The sequence below is a fragment of the Clostridium thermosuccinogenes genome, assembly GCF_002896855.1.
GTDB classification, from domain to species: Bacteria; Bacillota; Clostridia; order Acetivibrionales; family DSM-5807; genus Pseudoclostridium; species Pseudoclostridium thermosuccinogenes.
The window spans coordinates 3,919,369-3,936,720 of record NZ_CP021850.1 but is presented as its reverse complement, the minus strand read 5'-3'; the positions used below and the strand labels follow the sequence as shown (position 1 = coordinate 3,936,720).

17 protein-coding genes and 1 pseudogene are annotated in these 17,352 nt (G+C 37.6%); 10 read left to right on the top strand and 8 right to left on the bottom strand.

Annotated elements, in window-relative coordinates:
• Positions 1 to 126 precede the first annotated feature (126 nt).
• From ltrA to CDO33_RS17205, 5 genes and pseudogenes are all read left to right on the top strand, one after another.
• Positions 127 to 1,449, top strand: a complete 1,323-nt coding sequence (ltrA, locus tag CDO33_RS17225; RefSeq protein ID WP_103083307.1) for a group II intron reverse transcriptase/maturase — start codon at positions 127 to 129, stop codon at positions 1,447 to 1,449.
• Between the two features lie 80 nt (positions 1,450 to 1,529).
• Positions 1,530 to 2,396, top strand: a pseudogene (locus tag CDO33_RS17220) (IS3 family transposase); the annotation flags it as partial.
• Positions 2,397 to 2,614: 218 nt separating this feature from the next.
• On the top strand, positions 2,615 to 3,103 hold the full coding sequence (locus CDO33_RS17215; RefSeq protein ID WP_103083209.1) for a helix-turn-helix domain-containing protein: 489 nt from the start codon (positions 2,615 to 2,617) through the stop codon (positions 3,101 to 3,103).
• A gap of 2 nt (positions 3,104 to 3,105) precedes the next feature.
• The gene (locus CDO33_RS21725) at positions 3,106 to 3,495 is read left to right on the top strand and encodes a transposase (RefSeq protein ID WP_161496617.1); all 390 of its coding nucleotides are present in this window, start codon (positions 3,106 to 3,108) and stop codon (positions 3,493 to 3,495) included.
• Positions 3,496 to 3,614: 119 nt separating this feature from the next.
• Complete coding sequence (locus tag CDO33_RS17205; RefSeq protein ID WP_161496618.1) at positions 3,615 to 4,724, top strand: DUF5050 domain-containing protein; 1,110 nt, start codon at positions 3,615 to 3,617, stop codon at positions 4,722 to 4,724.
• Between the two features lie 42 nt (positions 4,725 to 4,766).
• Here CDO33_RS17205 and CDO33_RS17200 read toward each other — a convergent pair whose 3' ends face one another.
• Positions 4,767 to 5,660, bottom strand: coding sequence for a CHAP domain-containing protein (locus CDO33_RS17200; RefSeq protein ID WP_103083212.1), 894 nt, complete (start codon positions 5,658 to 5,660; stop codon positions 4,767 to 4,769).
• Positions 5,661 to 6,271: 611 nt separating this feature from the next.
• Between CDO33_RS17200 and CDO33_RS17195 the strand changes: the two genes are divergently transcribed.
• The 4 genes from CDO33_RS17195 (at position 6,272) to CDO33_RS17180 (ending at position 9,255) form a co-directional block, all read left to right on the top strand.
• Positions 6,272 to 7,012, top strand: coding sequence for a hypothetical protein (locus tag CDO33_RS17195; RefSeq protein WP_103083213.1), 741 nt, complete (start codon positions 6,272 to 6,274; stop codon positions 7,010 to 7,012).
• A gap of 526 nt (positions 7,013 to 7,538) precedes the next feature.
• Positions 7,539 to 7,874, top strand: coding sequence for a helix-turn-helix domain-containing protein (locus tag CDO33_RS17190; protein WP_103083214.1), 336 nt, complete (start codon positions 7,539 to 7,541; stop codon positions 7,872 to 7,874).
• A gap of 57 nt (positions 7,875 to 7,931) precedes the next feature.
• Entirely contained in the window at positions 7,932 to 8,501 is a 570-nt protein-coding gene (locus CDO33_RS17185) for an RNA polymerase sigma factor (RefSeq protein ID WP_103083215.1), read from the top strand.
• The gene (locus tag CDO33_RS17180; RefSeq protein WP_242973429.1) at positions 8,455 to 9,255 is read left to right on the top strand and encodes a DUF4367 domain-containing protein; all 801 of its coding nucleotides are present in this window, start codon (positions 8,455 to 8,457) and stop codon (positions 9,253 to 9,255) included. The genes CDO33_RS17185 and CDO33_RS17180 overlap by 47 nt, the downstream gene beginning before the upstream one ends.
• Before the next feature lie 15 nt (positions 9,256 to 9,270).
• Here CDO33_RS17180 and CDO33_RS17175 read toward each other — a convergent pair whose 3' ends face one another.
• From CDO33_RS17175 to CDO33_RS17155, 6 genes are all read right to left on the bottom strand, one after another.
• Positions 9,271 to 9,675 (bottom strand): phage holin family protein, encoded by a 405-nt coding sequence (locus CDO33_RS17175; RefSeq protein WP_103090544.1) that lies wholly within the window; start codon positions 9,673 to 9,675, stop codon positions 9,271 to 9,273.
• On the bottom strand, positions 9,672 to 10,235 hold the full coding sequence (locus tag CDO33_RS17170; protein WP_103083338.1) for a sigma-70 family RNA polymerase sigma factor: 564 nt from the start codon (positions 10,233 to 10,235) through the stop codon (positions 9,672 to 9,674). Before CDO33_RS17170 ends, CDO33_RS17175 begins: the two co-directional genes overlap by 4 nt.
• Before the next feature lie 804 nt (positions 10,236 to 11,039).
• Positions 11,040 to 11,663: a glycoside hydrolase domain-containing protein gene (locus CDO33_RS17165; RefSeq protein ID WP_103079862.1), complete on the bottom strand. Its 624-nt coding sequence runs from the start codon at positions 11,661 to 11,663 to the stop codon at positions 11,040 to 11,042.
• Between the two features lie 454 nt (positions 11,664 to 12,117).
• A complete protein-coding gene (locus tag CDO33_RS21535; protein WP_274540215.1) occupies positions 12,118 to 12,243 on the bottom strand; it encodes a hypothetical protein in 126 nt (41 codons plus the stop codon).
• Positions 12,244 to 12,372: 129 nt separating this feature from the next.
• The gene (locus tag CDO33_RS17160) at positions 12,373 to 14,178 is read right to left on the bottom strand and encodes a M56 family metallopeptidase (protein WP_103079861.1); all 1,806 of its coding nucleotides are present in this window, start codon (positions 14,176 to 14,178) and stop codon (positions 12,373 to 12,375) included.
• Positions 14,171 to 14,566: a BlaI/MecI/CopY family transcriptional regulator gene (locus tag CDO33_RS17155; RefSeq protein ID WP_103079860.1), complete on the bottom strand. Its 396-nt coding sequence runs from the start codon at positions 14,564 to 14,566 to the stop codon at positions 14,171 to 14,173. The genes CDO33_RS17160 and CDO33_RS17155 overlap by 8 nt, the downstream gene beginning before the upstream one ends.
• An 817-nt stretch (positions 14,567 to 15,383) precedes the next feature.
• On the opposite strand from CDO33_RS17155, the gene CDO33_RS17150 reads away from it, so the two are divergent.
• Positions 15,384 to 16,055: a hypothetical protein gene (locus CDO33_RS17150; protein WP_133158665.1), complete on the top strand. Its 672-nt coding sequence runs from the start codon at positions 15,384 to 15,386 to the stop codon at positions 16,053 to 16,055.
• A gap of 257 nt (positions 16,056 to 16,312) precedes the next feature.
• On the opposite strand, the gene CDO33_RS17145 is transcribed toward CDO33_RS17150, so the two are convergent.
• Complete coding sequence (locus CDO33_RS17145; RefSeq protein WP_103079858.1) at positions 16,313 to 17,290, bottom strand: M23 family metallopeptidase; 978 nt, start codon at positions 17,288 to 17,290, stop codon at positions 16,313 to 16,315.
• Positions 17,291 to 17,352: the final 62 nt, after the last annotated feature.

Here is a 17,352-nt window from a genome sequence, read left to right as displayed (position 1 = left end):
TAGACAGGGAGTCGGATAGTTCCATATTGTACTGATGAATACTGGTAATGCGGTAGGAGAGAAGGGAACTACATATCACCACCATTGGCAGTGAAACGTTAACTATACTCAGGGATAGGTGAATTAATGGAAACAAAACTGACAAGAATAGCACAAATCGCCAAACAAAGGCCAAAAGAAGTATTTACTTCGCTCTACCATTTGTTAAACGAAAACTTATTGACACAGTGCCACAGGGAGCTGAAAGGCAACAAAGCAGCGGGTATCGATCATATTACCAAAGAAGAATACGAACAAAACTTAGCCGGCAACATTGCCAACTTGGTAAACAGGCTCAAGAACCATAGCTATAAACCTCAGCCAGTTCGCAGAACCTACATACCTAAAGGAAACGGCAAGGAAGTGCGCCCATTAGGCATACCTTCGTATGAAGATAAAATTGTGCAAATGGGGTTGAACAAAATACTGCAAGCCATATATGAAACAGAATTTATGGAGTTCTCATATGGCTTTAGACCAAACAGAAGCTGCCACGATGCATTAAGAGAACTTAATAGGATAATCCATACCGGGAAAATAAACTACATTGTCGATGCTGATATCCGGAAGTTCTTTGATACTGTAGACCACGAGTGGATGATTAAATTTCTGAAGTTAAGGATAGCAGACCCGAACATCAATAGACTTATTACAAAGTTCATGAAATCAGGATGTATGGAAGAAGGCCAGTTGATACCAACCGACGTAGGCACACCTCAGGGGTCGATTGTTTCACCAACCCTTGGAAACATATACTTGCATTATGTTCTGGATTTGTGGTTTGTAAAAGTTGTGAAGAAAAGGTGTAAAGGTCAAGCTGAAATAGTAAGGTATGCAGATGATAGTGTGTTCTGCTTTCAATACAAAGAGGATGCAGAATGGTTCTATAAAGAATTAATTCAGAGGCTTGAGAAATTCAAGTTGAAGGTGGCGGAAGAAAAGACTAAGATAATAATCTTTGGGAAATATGCAGAAGAGCGCTGTAAAGCTGCAGGATTAAATAAACCGGAGACTTTTGATTTCCTGGGATTCACGCACTATTGTGGCAGGAGCGTCAATGGTAAGTTCAGGTTAATGAGGAAGACGAGTAAGAAGAAATTCAAAGCAAAAGTTCAGGAGTTTAAGCAGTGGATAAAAGCTTCAAGAAATCTGAAAATAAGCGAAATATTCAGAGCTACCTCTTCAAAGCTCATAGGCCACTATCAGTATTATGGAATTACAGATAACATGAGAATGCTCTCGAAATTTCTGTACAACATACAGAAGCTACTGTACAAATGGCTTAACAGAAGAAGTCAAAGGAAAAGCTTTAGCCTTGATAAGTTTAATTTGTATCTGAAAATTAATCCCCTGCCGAAACCCAGAATATATGCAAGTATGCACTATGTAGGCGCAAGTAGTGTTAAGTGATATGAGGAGCCGTATGCCTTAATTGGGTACGTACGGATCTTTGAGGGTTGCACGCTGTGAAGCGTGCTTCTACTCGACCCTCCTCTAAATCCCGTGAAGACCGCATGAAAATGATTGACAAAGATGAAAAGAAATTAAGCATCACAAAGCAGGCCGAACTGTTGGGAATTAACCGTACAAGCCTTTACTACAAGCCGACACCGGTAAATGATGAAGAATACCTGATAAAGCGGATTATTGATGAGATTTATACGGCTCATCCGGAATATGGCTATCGTAGGATGACGAATATCCTGAACCGGGATTATAAGATTCATATAAATCGAAAGCGAACCCGGCGTTACATGAGGGAAATGGGTATACATGGCTTATGTCCTGGACCTAACCTTAGCAAACGTCTACATGACAAGTACTCATATCCGTATCTGCTGAGAGGCTTGAACATTGATCGTCCAAATCAGGTATGGTCCATAGATATTACTTACTGCCGGATGAAACACGGTTTCATGTATATGGTAGCCATAATAGACTGGTATTCCCGCTATGTAGTTGGATTCGAGTTATCAAACACTTTAGATAAGGTATTTGTCGTAGAAGCAATACAAAAGGCAATAAAACGGTACGGTAAGCCTGAAATCATGAACAGTGATCAAGGTTCACAATTTACAAGTGATGAATACATAAATCTATTGAAAGATAATGGTATTAAAATATCTATGGATGGAAAAGGAAGAGCATTGGATAATCAACGGATAGAGCGTTTCTTCCGTACCTACAAGTGGGAAAAACTTTATCTTGAAGATTGCGAAACAGGACAACAGCTTCGGCAGATAACAAGAGAATATGTGGAGTATTATAACAACCGAAGGCCTTATCAATCGCTGGATTACAAAACGCCGGCAGAGTATTACCTCGGAGGATATAATCAGCTTCCGGCAGTTATATAAAACTAGGGACTCTGTCCCCAAACTTCTGTCCTTGCCGTAAGGCAACCGGTCTGTCACAACAGACCGAAAAACAAAAGGATGTATATCCATTGGATGTCAAAGGTCAAGATGAACTCGCTTACACTCGTCCTTGACATCCTCCAACAGAGTGTATAAATGTAAAAATTATACAAAATTAAAGAAAGGAGAACCTAACTTAGAAAAGCTAAAAAATTGTCTTGACAAGTGGGGGCATTATAGAGCTTATACTGGCGATTCAAAACGCACTTAATGAGAATGAAGAAGCTAAATACTATCATCGTCTGGATCTTGTGATGCTCGCAATAAATGGTATGCCTGTGAAAGAGATTGCAGCCTTATATAACGAATCACCCACAACAATAAGTTATTGGACCAAAAAAGCAGTAGAGCAAGGTATTGAATCCCTAAAGTCAGGTAAACATACCGGAAGGAAGCCCAGATTAACTGCAGAGCAATTTCATCAATTGGATGAAGACCTTCGCAAATCCCCTGCCGACTTTGGTTATGAGTACAATATGTGGGACGGGGTGGTACTAAGCAGGCATTTAGCTGACCACTATGATGTTAGTATTCAAGTTCGCCAATCTCAACGGATCATGAGGCAGTTGGGCTATACATTGCAGCGCCCTCAGACTAAACCAAGCGGAGGCGATCCTGTCGAACAGGAAGAGTTTAAAAAAAACTGAGTTTGTACGACGATTATGAAATCTGGTATTTAGACGAAGTTCACTTTTATCGTAGTACTACTATTTGCCGTATGTGGGCAAAACGCGGTTGCCAGCCAAAAGTTAAGTCTGCTCCTACACAGGAAAAAGTAGCTTTCATCGGGTATATCAATCCGCTAACTGGTGAACTGATTACGAATGAATGCAATAAATTCAATTACGAAACTGTCATAGAATCAGTAAAATCATTTACCGAATATGTTCCAAGTGATAAAAAGATACTAATCGTGCTTGACAACGCACCATGGCACAAAAAAGCAGTACGCTTATTACGAGCGAGTAATGAATATCCCAGACTTGAGTTTATTTTGTTTAAGGCACCCAATGTAAAGCTAAGAACGTTGTGTTCATAATACAGTAAATTATGACGCTACATATAGTTGAGTGTTGCAAATTATACCCCTTGTTGTCTATTTATATTAGGAAATGTTTTTATGCAGTTGCCAAAAGATTATTAAAGCTGAAGAAAGGTGTGATTGCTATTATAAAAAAATTCATTTACATCATCCTGCTTTTTGCTATTATGTTATTGTCCGGTTGTACGGACAGAGAGAAATCAGCAGCAATACCAGACAATTCAAAATTTGAAAGCACTGATGTTTCTGACACTTCGAAACTAGAAAATACTGAAGCTTCTAACAACTCAAAATCTGAAGGAACCAATGTTTCTGACAACTCGTCCCAATCGAGCGAAAAAAACAATATATTTACCCTCTCCGATGACCGTGAAACCATTAAGAAATACAGCTCGACCGGAGAACTGATACAAACCTATACGGCAACCGGGGTGTATATGATTTCACATGTCATAGCAGACTATTCCAACAATATTGTGTATTATACAGGGCATGACCCGGATAGTGAGCCTGATAAAAATATATTCACGCTGTTTATGATGGATGTATCATCCGAACAGAAAGAACCGGTTGCTTTAGTCAATGGAATTGAAGCAAGAATCTATATGCAAGGCAGCAATTTGTACTACTGGGTTAATGGCGACGGAATCTATAAATACGATACTAAAACCGGAAACACCAAACGCATAGCTCCTATAACTAAAAATATTTATGATTATATAATCAACGAAAATTTTTTATATTATTCAATCGACTCATATGAGAAACGGGAACTATCGGGACTTTATTCTTATCGCTTAGCGGATAACACAAATGAAAAACTGGTAAGCTGGGATGGGGTTGGAATTATTGGATTAATTGAAGATGGCTGCATATATAGCTTTTACGATAATGGACAAAAACTACTGTATCATTATGACCGAACCACAGGTAAATCCACACTTATATCGCCCAAAGCGACATTTTGTGTAACTTACGAGGATAAAATCCTATATGTAAACCCTGATGATAATTATCATATATACCAAATGGATTCAAATGGCAATAATTCAATCTCTATAATACCTAAGCATGGTTCTGACCTGCAAATATCTAACGGATGGCTTTACATTGTTGGCTCTGGTTATTCTGATTACAGGAATTATTTTCGTTATAATTTGGAAACAGGTGTAATTGAAACATTGCCGGAGAGCTTTTCAGGAAAAATCATTGGCTCGAACGAGTAGATAAATAACTTACGGCATACGCCGGAAGCTATTTATGGTAATTTACAGTACAATATAGCCAACCAAGGTTTTTCCGTATAAGCTAGGAAAATCCGTCGTGGAAGCAATCTTAACAATACCATCATCATCCGAAAGCTCGTTATTTCTATCCGCATTTGCCTCAGTATAGTAGACGGTGGATCCCACGACATCTTCAATGAAGACAACATGTCCATTTTTGCTATCCGAAAAACATGCTATCGCATTTTTCATAGGATATACTGTGCTGGGTTGTTTGCTTGAATATCCGCTGATAGCATTGCTGTACCAGTTTTTGGCATTATTGTCTCCATTAAACCTTATGGACCTACCACACTTTTCTAGAGCTCTTCCCCAGCAAAACCAAGTGCATTGGCCTACCAAAGTAGGATCTGACTGATAATACCAGTTCTTGCTAAAGTAACATTCTCCATAAATGTTCATATCGGACGGACGCTCACCAACGACCAATTGTGGTGTAATAGGCGTCGCAGTTAAATAATCTGCGTAAAAATATGCTCGCTTCTTTTGGGAAGTACCTGTTATGGTATACTCAATAAACGCATAGTTGTTAATCTTCTGACCAAGATAGATGACTGTTTCCCCTCTGGAGACTGAACCGGCCTCCACATATCCGGTTGACCCAGGCCCTGTGTAAGTTGTAGCGCTGGTTAACACATACCTGGTATAATTCTGAACGGTGATTGTTGACACCGACTCGGTAATATTTACTGTATCAGTGCGAACATATCCCCTTTTCTTTTTACTGGTACCGGTAACACTGTACTCGATATGAGTCCAGTCCCCTTCTTTCCATAAGGCGGTTACAGTTTCACCACTAGACACGCTGCCCACCGAGGGATAGATACTGGTGCTAGGACCGTAATAGACGGTCTGAGCAGATTTCATTGTTGACATAATCTCACTCCTTATTTCATAATATTTGTTATTCTCAAATCTGAATAAACTGGACGTAACGATATATACAGGCTTGTCTAGGACCAGATATACCGATTCATGCTTTCGAATAACTTCAATTATTAAAGAGTAGAAATATTTATATTTGTAAATCTCATATCTTTATTTTTTAAATATTGAAATTATAAGAATGCAAATCATGAAAGATGGTCTATTTATGGCATATTTACATAAATTGATAATCGGTTTTGTATTTCAAGCTTTTATTCTGATTAATGATATAAAGAAGAGTACTTGAAAACGTCGAAGGCCCATTGGGTTATGCGGAGGTTTCCTCAAAGCAAAAGAAAGAAATGGCCTACGAGGTCTAAAAACTGTAATTTTATCGCAGTGTCCCAATCAATAATTGCTATATAGTTTAAGAATGAATTCAGCTAATAATGCATGTATTGATTGTTATGTGTTTTGAATCTTTTCGAAACAGCAATCATCCTTTTCAATTAGTTGAATTCAAACCGATTTTATATAGTTTGAGTGTTGCATATTATACATTTTGTTGTCTATTATATTATGAAACGTTTTAAGTAGTTTCCAAAAGATTATTAAAACTGATGAAAGGTGGGATTACTATTTTTAAAAAATCCATTTGCATTGTACTGCTTTTGGCTATGACGTTATTATGCGGTTGTACGGATGGTAAGAAATCAGCAGCAATACCCGATACTTCGAAACTCGAAGATACTGAAGCTTCTGATACTTCAAAATCTGAAAGTACCAATGTTCCCGGCAGATCGTCCCAACCAGTTGAGAACTCAGAAAGTCAAGTGCCTGCTTTTATAGAGGAAATTAAAAATCTATCTGATGGAGAACTGTTGTACAACTACATCAATGGACTAGAGGTTGCATTGATACGCGAAAGTGAACTGATCTTTGAAGACCCGGATGAAATCCCCTCGGAAACCTTATATATGTTTTTCCTGTATTCTCTGGATACGTCTAACTATTATGAAGAGTACGAAAAGCTGTGGTATAACGAAAATGACAATAAGTTTCATATACCAATAAAAGATATAAAGGCTCATCTTGATTGCTACTTTGAGCATTACTCTTTGGACCCTACAAAAATCTATGGTTATTCCGCAACGGAAAATGCGGTTCTTACTAATACGATAACAGGATTTGGAGGGGATGTCTGGACCAAGGTCAAGGATAAGAAGTTTGATTATGATCAATTAACGTTAGTTGTTGACTTTTATGAGGACGGCAGTTTCCAAAAGATTATTGAAACTAAGGAATATGTTTTTCGCTTCTATGAAACTGGTTATTATCTGTTAGCGGTAACGAAAAAATAATTACGCAAAAGCAGGGGGATTTTCTCCCCCCTACTTTTGATTTTCACACTAAGGCTAATCATTTAATTATAATACAATGTAACCATATGCCGTTCTGCCAACGGGGAAATTAGACTTGGTTGTTTTTTGACGACGCCATCTATTCCGCCAACATTGGCTTCAGTGTAATAAACATCGTTTCCATCGACAAGCTCAATAAAAATAACATGCCCAGCCGAAGTTGCTCCGCTGCAAGACCAGATAGAGTTTGTTACCGGTCCGAGGGAAGCATCTCTTTTGCCTACATTTGACGCTGATGTATTGATGTCTTCATACCACTCCCCTCCGTTATTTGAGCCGTATATTTATATTATAAAGTTACAGGTGCAGTAACAGTTCTTGATGTTTTATATCGATAATATTTATATGTATAATACATCATTTTACAAAATAAATATTTGTAGTATACGGGCGGAAAAAAGTAATACTTATAGTCTATTTTACGTCTTAAAGAAAGCCTGTAGTATATTAGTGGAGGTGTAAATTTATGTTAGATATTGCAATAATAGTTGGAGAAAGAGTGCGACACTATAGAAACAAAGCCGGATTTAGCCAGGATGAACTAGCACAAAAAGCAGGATTGCATTATACATACATCGGACAAATTGAACGCGGAGAGAAAAACGCCACCCTTGAAAGCATTGCTAAAATTGCATATGCGTTACAGGTGCCTCTTGAAGTCCTATTTGAAAACATTGTCACTGGTAATACGGACAACCCATTCGCTTCCGAAGCTTATAGCCTAATTAGCAGCTTGCCGCTTACGGAGCAGAAGATGCTTCTTGATCTTATTAAACAAATCATTGCATATAAAAATTCATGAAGGCAGCTCATTTTATCTGAGTGCCTTTTAGCTGCACAAAGAGGAGTACTACTGCTTATGATAGGGTTTTTATCAGTACAGCTTAACGATGACGATAAAAATTTCATGCTTGATTTATACAAAAACTACTATAGCCTGGTCTGGAAAACGATTTTCAGTATAACACACAGTACCGAAGATATTGAAGATTTAATAAACGATGTTTTTATAAAGTTAATAGAAAAAATATCATTAATTCGCTCTTTTGATTGTCCCAAGATGACTTGTTATGTTGTCTATACTACGAGAAGCGTTTCTATAAACTATATTAAGCATAAAAAGGTTGAAACTAAGCATATTTACTATATTGAAAATACAGATGTGACAAAAGGCTTGGACAATAATGAAAATGAATCCGAAGCACGGCTTATTCGGCAGGAAGAAATAGAATTATTAGCTGATGCGATAACCAAGCTCCCTCAAGGACAAAAAGACCTGCTATATTTTAAATACATGCTTGATATGAGCGATCAAGATATAGCCCAAATACTGGGTATAGCTCCAAACAGCGTTCGACAATACCTTACACGCGCCCGACGTAATGCTAAAAGCCTCATGGAAAGGGGAGTGTGTAATGATGTCGAGTAACAACACAGATAAAATCAAAGAGCTTGATGAATTATATGAAGACGGGTTATTCCGCCTGGTAATGAATGATGTGGCTGAAAAAGAGGGGAAAATTCTGTGTGAAGAAAACGAACGGCTTAAAAGCGATCCGGAAAATCTGCCTTCTCAGGAGAACGTTGATAGATTTGCCAAGCGATTAGATTCATATTTAAAAAAAGCAAAAAAAGATCAAAAAAGTCAAAGCACATCGAACAGATTTTCCGGCGTAGCTGTTGCATTGTTGGTTTTGGTTATTATATTTGCTACCATGATATTGACCGTCCAAGCATTGCGTATTCAGGTTTTGAATTTTTTGATAAGTATTGAGCCTAACTTTACATCGCTTCAACTAAATGTGAATAGTGGTGATCAAGGCAATGGACAATGGATAGTAAACTGGATAAATACATATGTCCCAATGTATATACCTGGGGGTTATGAAGTAAGCAGTATTTCTTATTCTGACTATGCAAGGAAAATCATGTATATTAAACAGGAAGATAATTCCTCCATTATTTACATCCAATACGATTCAAAAAATTGTGTATTTATTGATACAGAGAATTCTTTATTTGTAGAAAAGGTTAGAATTAATGGCCAGGACGGAATACTGTCAGTCAAGGATTCCATAATTTCCGTAGTATGGACAACAGATGATCATCTTTTTATTATTCAGGGTCAAGTGAGCAAAGATGAGGCAGTAAAAATGGCTGAAAGTGTCAAACTCGTAAAATAATGATTTTGAAGGAACTTACTTTTCATCATTTTCCTTTAGTTTCTCTATGACATCCTTTATTTTTTGTGGAAATGGGAGTCCCATTTTGCCTGTATTTTCGAGGATGCTGATACCTTCATTTGATAAATAGAACATAATAAGTAACGTTCTCAAAGCGCTTCCGGAACCAAGTATATATTGATCAATGATATTACCCATTGAAACAAGTATGAATATCAGAATCTTTTTGCATATGCCCTTAAAGCCTATTTCACTTGACACTTTTTTGTTGTGAATAGCAAGCAATACTCCGGTAATATAATCCATTGCGACAAAAGAGATTAACGCGTAGATAAGGGAATCAAACCCTCCAAATAGCCATCCTAATATACCTCCTAGAGTTGCAAAAGTAATCTTGTAATTGTTTAAAAATGAGTTCATGATCTCGCCTGCCATTTCAGCTCGTTCGAAAACAGCAGCTTTAACTTTTCTAAGGCTCTCTTCTTCATTTGATTGACAGCTTGTCTAGAAATTCCATAAGCTGATGCAACTTCCTTTACGGTATAACCGAAGCAAAAAATCATTTTTATAACCGACAGCTCTGCAGCAGTTAACATCATGTTGTGTATATCCGGCAACTCGTGATGGAAGTATTCATCATATGTTGAAGATAAAACATCAGCATAATAAAGCTCATTATCGCTTAGCTCCGAAAAAGATATATAGACTTTAAGTTTTTTTATGCCAATTAGCTTTTTAATATAGCTGGCACGGATGGAGGTGCAGATGTAAGATACTATACATCCTTCGCTTTTATTATAGATATGATCAAGTTGTAGGTTATGGATTAGTTCAATGAAATCAACCAGAAGATCATTATAAGCGTCCTCGTAGTATAGCTTATAAGCATATTTTCTGAGCAAGGGATCAAACTTTTTTATCAGCAATAAAGTTGCATTTTCATTGCCTTCCTGTGATTTTGTAATTAAGTCAATAGTCATTAATCATCCCACCTTTCGATTACTAAAGAGATGGGATGTAAAAATTTGTAAACATGAAAGTGGATTATATCTAATATTTCTTCATGCTTGTCCACCTTTATCTTTAAAAACAAAGCAGGAAATCACGAGAGTTAATTTGCAAATCCTGCATTTGACTTATATCTATATAATGGTAGAGTAGTCAATTATCATGAACTTAGTTCCAAATGTTTCCTTCTATAAAATAAGACAACCATTTGCACATATTGTAACATTAAAAGTAAAAATTTACCCTTTTATAGACGGTGAGACAATTTGTCTATTTAGGTGTCTTTGATATTATAGTGGAGTTTTATAGCTAAATGACTAAATAAAGCTTCTGCTGCTGTCCTGTTGGGAGAAACCTTCGCATGGAATAATAAAAAAGGTTTTTACCAGACGGTATCTTTCTACATGTCACATTAATAGGCCTGTTGATATCTGAATAGATTAAAAAAACAGAGAGTACGCTAACCCTTTTACAACAGGATTTCTCCCTTTATGGGAGTACGTCCTATACAACTTCGTGTAATCTAATTCCTCCAATATTTGGCTTGGCAGCCTCACTGAATCATTCACTGGGAAAGAATTCCTGTTGCGATTGGCAGAACTAATTGAATTGATCCGCTATTTTTGGTATAACCTTGTTGCAATAATATTGTTTTCACAACTATATTTTTCCGCATTTGACAGGTCCTCTGAACCTGTCTTTTGTGTTATATGGCACAGAAAAGGGGCTAATCTCAAATTTTATTTTGAGACAGCCCCTTTTTATAAGGGAAGTTGTTATAACTTCCAACCTCCACCACCCAATGAACTACTTTCATCGGAGTCACAGCTCACGCCGTTAATAGTAATGCTTTTAATCTGGCGCAAGTTCCATGTCTTGCCATCAAGGTAGGATTGATACCCTCTCCATCCTGTTGACATGGAAAGCCATGAAAATTGTGCAAGATTCTTGGTATCTTTTATATATTGACACACGGCGCCAGAGCCGTATACTCCGATCTTGTACTCTCCGCCAAGATTAGTAAATACCTGTTTGATAGCGGTGAAATAATCGAGGATACCTCCTTTTACCTCAGAATCTTCGGCATCATAATCCACTGCGAAATAAATAGGAGTGCCGGATGGCTGCTTTATGGTGTTTTTAGCATAGTTGTATGCAGCTTTGCCATCAGCAGTACCATAAGATGTGTTGAAATACTTGTAATCGTTGTTAAAGTCTTGAAAAACAGATACTACATAGAGGCCGTTATCTGAAATGCGTTGTGCCTCATCACGCGTCATAACCTTATCTAAGGACGTGTTTGTTGCGTAATAGCGTATTGCAAAAGTGTAGCCAGCTTTCTTTGCAGCATCAAGAGTAGCCTGCGTTAACGGTGTATAAGAGTCAAATCCATTTGCCATAAAATTCGTCTCCTTTCTTAGTATGATTGGTTGTTATCAGTAAAGGGCGTTATCGACTGCAGAAGCATTGCCCAATTCTTCTGCGCCGACTGACAACTACCACCTTGTCCCGTTTACCGGGTACACTATATAAAGAGACGCAATTATGCTATTTGTAAACAATAAAATTTAATTTTTAATGGTTCATGGATAAGGCTGAAGATTCACAAAATCACTGATCAGATATAAACAGAACTAACTTAGGTTTAGCTCTAATTTATAATTTCGTTGGTCTCATTTACGATGATTATCCCGCATAGCATCTTTCTCATCGTATCCAGGTTTAGAATAATACTACAGGGAATAACTAAAGAAACTGCTTTCATATAAAAATAGATTTTTACTTTCTACGGGTTGCGAACAGGCCTTTAAAGTGTCATAATCCCATACGGGCGTTACAGTATTTCCATTTATCTCATATATTTTTACGTTCTCTCTGCCTAGAGCCGCTGGCTCCATATAATGTTATTTCTATCAGCCGTATACCTTTTTCCACTTTATCTCCAAATTGTTTAACCGCCTTTATTAAGGCTATATTCATATAGAGCCTCTACTTTCAAACCGATGCTATACCCCATGATAGCTTCTTCTCCTGCACTTTCTATAGCTTGGATCGGATTAACCTACAAACCTATTACCACTAGTATGCGTGGTAATATGATAATACCTTTCATAACTGAACTATTATTGGTTGATATTCACTGTCATATACCCATGTTCTACCATAGTCCGATGTGGTATAGCGTATTGCGATCTCTCTGTCTTGTTCATTATCACGCAGAATGACCGGCAGCACACCGTTAGCACCATAGAAGGAAGGGGATAACGGGGTTGCATATGTGTATTTATAAGATTCGGGTATGGAAATGTCACACTTTTCCCATGTTTTTCCGCCGTCCTCAGTGCGGTAAACAACAGGATTAATTTCATTTACGTAACGGAAGCAAATAAATCCGATCTTATTATTTGCAAAACCGGCACCAGTGATAACATGGTCATAGATTTTGTTGAGGTTGCCCGTTTCGGTCCATGTTTTGCCTCCGTCTGCTGTCAGATAGATATAATGGTACTGATGCCCAGTTGAAACCGAGCCGCCGAGGACAAGCCAGCCATCTTTGCGTGTTGTAAATCCAATCAATTTGTCGTAAAAAAAATCTTTCTTTGTTTCTGTCCCCTCAACAGGATATGTGTTCCAAGTCTGCCCCATATCATCGCTGATAAGTACTTCAACCTTTCCCGGGTTATTCAAGCTGTGATATGCAACAGCGGTTTTTTCCTTTGAAATATAAATGCCTATTTGGTTCTGAGCCGCCGGGTCGCTTGGATCAATCGTCAGAGGCACTTCTGCCGACACCGCTCCTTTGTTATAAAAAATCACCAGCTTGTCATTGGTAAATGAATATGAGTTCCCGCTATCAAGCAGCGAAATATTATCTATCAACTCTGCACTTGCTATTTTGTCGTTTTGACAGGCGACAAACAATCCTGAAAAAACTGTTATAAGCACAACCGAGCACAGTGCAACAATACCATGTCGTTTTTTACTCATATCCAATATATTGATAAGTCGCTTCTTCATCACCTTTTTACTGCCATAAAAAAATGTGGAGAAAACAGTTTTTCGCTCATGTCTCCGATGCATTGCCGATAGAATAACTTCACAGTACTGCTCTCTGAATCTGATGTTGGCATTTTTTACAACTTCTTCGTCACATGAAATTTCTATATCCTTGCTTGCTTCACATACCATAAGATACACCAGCGGATTAAACCAGTGGACAGCGTTGGCATACATCAAAAACAACTTATACCAGATATCATGACGCTTATAGTGAATTAACTCGTGTTTCAGGATAACCTTTAAATCGTCAATGCAAAAATCCTCATGGGGAAGAAGAATTACAGGTCTGTAAACTCCCATCATCATAGGACTAGATATTTTTTTACAGGTCATTACCTTAATACTTTTCTTAATACTCATATCTGCAAGTAATTGATTCCGTATTTCGATTATTCTCTTGTCACGAACGGGTATACTCCAACGCAAAACGGATTTTTTGAAAAGAGCATAGCCGATATATTGATAGGAGATAAAAAGAATGATGCCGGCAAGCCAAAGGATTGAAATGATTTGCTCTAAGCTTACCACAGTATGCTGCGTTATCTCTCCGGTGTTTTCTACAAAATTTGCGTCTGCGTCTATATTTGACGGAGCAACTGCCGCAGAAGGGGAAATTGCAGGAGCTGGAGAGAACATAGTCTGTATTGCATGTGGTTCAATGACAACGGGTGGATTTGGCAGCGTAAAATTAATAGGAATAACCAGCCGGACAGCAAGAATAAGCCATACGAAGTATCGCCACTTTGCGGTATATTTCTTCTTATTAAGTAATGGAGAAATCAGGAGCAAAACGGTGATTATGACAGATGCAGTAAGTGTAATCTCAATAATCTTACGAAATAAAGCTTCAATCATTTTTTCTCCCCTCCCTGGCCTTATCTAAGAACTCTTGGAGTTCAGAGATCTCGTCATCATTTATGTCGTTATTATTATAGAGTGTTGCGACAAAGGTTTTAAGTGAGCCCCTGTAAAGCTTTTCCAGGAAATATTTGCTTTCGCTTGCCAAATAGTCCTCCTCCTTTATAGCGGCAGAATAAATGTTCATTTTGCCCTGTCTTTCACAGGTCACAAAACCTTTTTCAATAAGACGGGAAAGAAAGGTCAATACCGTTGTAACTGCCAAATTCTTTTTCTCTCTCAGACGCTCATCAATGTAGGCTCTTGAAACAGGCTTGCCTGCTTCCCATATCACAAGCATTATATCAAGCTCCGAATCCGGCAATCTTTTTATCTTCTTATTCATATCAATTCTCCTTCTACAAATGAAGTAGCTAATAATATTCTACACTTGAAGAAGATAATTGTCAACATTTACCAAATATTTTTATTATGCGTGCCAGTACAGCGTCACCCCCAGGCTACTGATGCCCTATTTTTTGCCCTTCTCTTTTACGATGAAATATAACCGGAATTGCACATATTTATTTCTCATATAATAAAGACAACAAGTAAGATAAGATGCAACAAGAAATTTAGAAAGTTTATAAATTTCAAATGTTTTATGATAAGCATAAAATCATGATTGACGGACTTTCATGATTATTTGATACTTTTATTCAACTAGATGAGGCATTAAAGGGACCGAAGACATTAAATTCATGAAATAGAATTCTAGAAGCAAACTATTTTTTTCGTCATTTTTAGTTTCATGGAAATCCTCCTTCCCATGATTCCATTTCATCTTAGCCTACCTTCATTTGCCCATCTTGCTTTCTGGTATCACCAATAGGCTTAAATCAATCTATATAATAAAGACAATTTTAATGGCAATCTGCAACATATTAGAAGCTAAAATTTTTACATACATTGGTTATTATAGCAGTTATTTATATACAACAAAAATATGTATATAATATACTGTAAATTGAGACAATGATCCACCTTAGTTTTTATTTGCTAGTGGGATAAAAGGAGGTATTTCTATAAGAAAGTTAATAAGCGGCATTCTTATATCTTTATTCATTATCTTTGCTATGCTGGTATTTTCGGGATGTTCACAAGACAGCTCAAATGTTTCTAAAAACGAGCAAACCTCAAGCAATGATAGTATTGTAAGTGATATGAATACCAATATAACTGAAGATTCCAAACTGGAAGCTTCCACTATTCATGAAAACGAACAAACCTTAAACCATGATAGCGTTGTAAACGATACGGACACCAATAAAACTGATGGTTCCAAGCTGGAAGTTCCCCCTTTTGATCAAAAGCTATACAACACAGCTTATTCATATAATGAAGAAGGACAGTTTTATTGCGAGATAGAATCAATTGTGGAGGATACAGCAAAATTGGACGAACTATTCGGTAACCCCATCTCTGTTGAATCAGTACCGAGCGAAGGTGATGATTACACTGAAATACGCACATATAAAGATATTAGTATTTACAGATGGGATCCGATGCGTTCCCCTTATGAAAGTCAAGGCCTTATTGGTATAGAGGCATGGGGAGTGGGTATACCCATTTTTCGCAACCTAAAAATTGGGGACACGCTTGAAGATATCACTTCCCGCTTCTTAAGTAACGATGACACACCCGAAAAGGAATGGCGGGAGGAAGAATACGAGTACTTATATTATGTTGATCGCTTTTCATATGCGCGGATCGAGCTGGATGATCCATATTTCCATTTAGACATGCTCGTTGTTCAAGATTACGGTCTTAGATATAGAATTTACTTGGATGAGAATGGCACAATTATACGCTATGCTGTCAATTCTACTTTTTAATTAGCTGTGAAGAAAAAATTAAATTGGTGAAATATACAAGTATACCATATCAGAATGCAAAAAGTTGGCAACCGACATATCATCGGTTGTCAACTTTTTTAGCATGCGTTTATTTGCTTAGGTTTTATTTTTCATTGCTGTTATAATTGCTGCTCCACTTGTATAGACTCGGTAAGGATCATAGAATCGTACACCTCCGCATCTCGGATAATAAGTAGTGTCGGCTCCATAGTAATAGCCTTCTGTAGATCCCGGACTTACAACAACCTCAGCGAATGTTTTTTAGCTGTCTCATCGCAATAACCGTATGGTGAGTCTTGTGCTTTACCGGTATAAAGAGCTAGGTGTAAATGCGGATTATAATAATCATCTTTCCCATTACCAGATCCGCCCATCATGCCTAGGATTGTTGTTGGGAAAACCTTTTGCCCATTAGTAAAGGACTCAACACTTGCCATATGGCAGTATGTGGTAAAAAAGGTTTCGTTATTGACAACATGCTTAAGGGTAATCGTTCTGCCATTTCCACCAGAGTTGGAAGTTTTGTTTGAAACATAGGTACCCTCGAATAAGGGTTTGATGAAATCATTAGGAGCACCTATATCATATCCTAAATGACCCTTGTAGATTGTAGTATTAGTATCATTAAAGCCCTGATTAAGGCTGCCTCCTCCATAAGGTAAATGCCCAGGAATGGTTCTATCACGAACTGTATACGCTATACCAGGAGAAGCTATAGATATAGAAGAAATCGTACCGGTAAGATTATCAGCATTGACATAAGCGCGTTTCATTTTCCCATTCGAAGTGCTATATTCAATAAGCGCCCAGTTATTAACTTTTTCATTCAGATATGTGACTTGTTCCTTAGCATTTAATGACCCTGCGCTGGAATACTGTGTGTTAGTAGTTGTGCTAACTGAATCAGGTCCTCTATATACTGTTGGTGATATATTTAGTTTTACCCAACGTGCACCTGTCCCAGATTCCGTATATGGGGATTTGGTGCTTATGTTTTCTGTTATGTTAAGCCAATCTGATTTTACATAACCTCTTTTCTTACTGCCAGCACTTCCCCATTCAATAAAAACCCATACTTCAGAGCCCTTGGATGTGGCATAGGTTTCTTTAGACAAAGCGGTAACTACAGTGCCAGTTGCAAGGGATTCAGCCGCAACGTAACGTGCTTCATGAGGTCCATAATAAGCCGTGCAATTAGATTTGATTGTAGACATTTTTATCACCCTTTCGATTTTAAAATTTTTATTGGTTTGCAAACCTATTAAAGAAAGAGCAA

Coding starts and splice junctions, on each gene's coding strand:
- CDO33_RS17155 (WP_103079860.1), bottom strand. CDS start 14,566: ATGAATAAGAAGATAAAAAGATTGCCGGATTCGGAGCTTGATATAATG.
- ltrA (WP_103083307.1), top strand. CDS start 127: ATGGAAACAAAACTGACAAGAATAGCACAAATCGCCAAACAAAGGCCA.
- CDO33_RS17195 (WP_103083213.1), top strand. CDS start 6,272: ATGAAAGGTGGGATTACTATTTTTAAAAAATCCATTTGCATTGTACTG.
- CDO33_RS17145 (WP_103079858.1), bottom strand. CDS start 17,290: ATGTCTACAATCAAATCTAATTGCACGGCTTATTATGGACCTCATGAA.
- CDO33_RS17200 (WP_103083212.1), bottom strand. CDS start 5,660: ATGTCAACAATGAAATCTGCTCAGACCGTCTATTACGGTCCTAGCACC.
- CDO33_RS17190 (WP_103083214.1), top strand. CDS start 7,539: ATGTTAGATATTGCAATAATAGTTGGAGAAAGAGTGCGACACTATAGA.
- CDO33_RS17170 (WP_103083338.1), bottom strand. CDS start 10,235: ATGACTATTGACTTAATTACAAAATCACAGGAAGGCAATGAAAATGCA.
- CDO33_RS17185 (WP_103083215.1), top strand. CDS start 7,932: ATGATAGGGTTTTTATCAGTACAGCTTAACGATGACGATAAAAATTTC.
- CDO33_RS17175 (WP_103090544.1), bottom strand. CDS start 9,675: ATGAACTCATTTTTAAACAATTACAAGATTACTTTTGCAACTCTAGGA.
- CDO33_RS17180 (WP_242973429.1), top strand. CDS start 8,455: ATGCTAAAAGCCTCATGGAAAGGGGAGTGTGTAATGATGTCGAGTAAC.
- CDO33_RS17150 (WP_133158665.1), top strand. CDS start 15,384: ATGAATACCAATATAACTGAAGATTCCAAACTGGAAGCTTCCACTATT.
- CDO33_RS17165 (WP_103079862.1), bottom strand. CDS start 11,663: ATGGCAAATGGATTTGACTCTTATACACCGTTAACGCAGGCTACTCTT.
- CDO33_RS17160 (WP_103079861.1), bottom strand. CDS start 14,178: ATGATTGAAGCTTTATTTCGTAAGATTATTGAGATTACACTTACTGCA.
- CDO33_RS21535 (WP_274540215.1), bottom strand. CDS start 12,243: ATGAATATAGCCTTAATAAAGGCGGTTAAACAATTTGGAGATAAAGTG.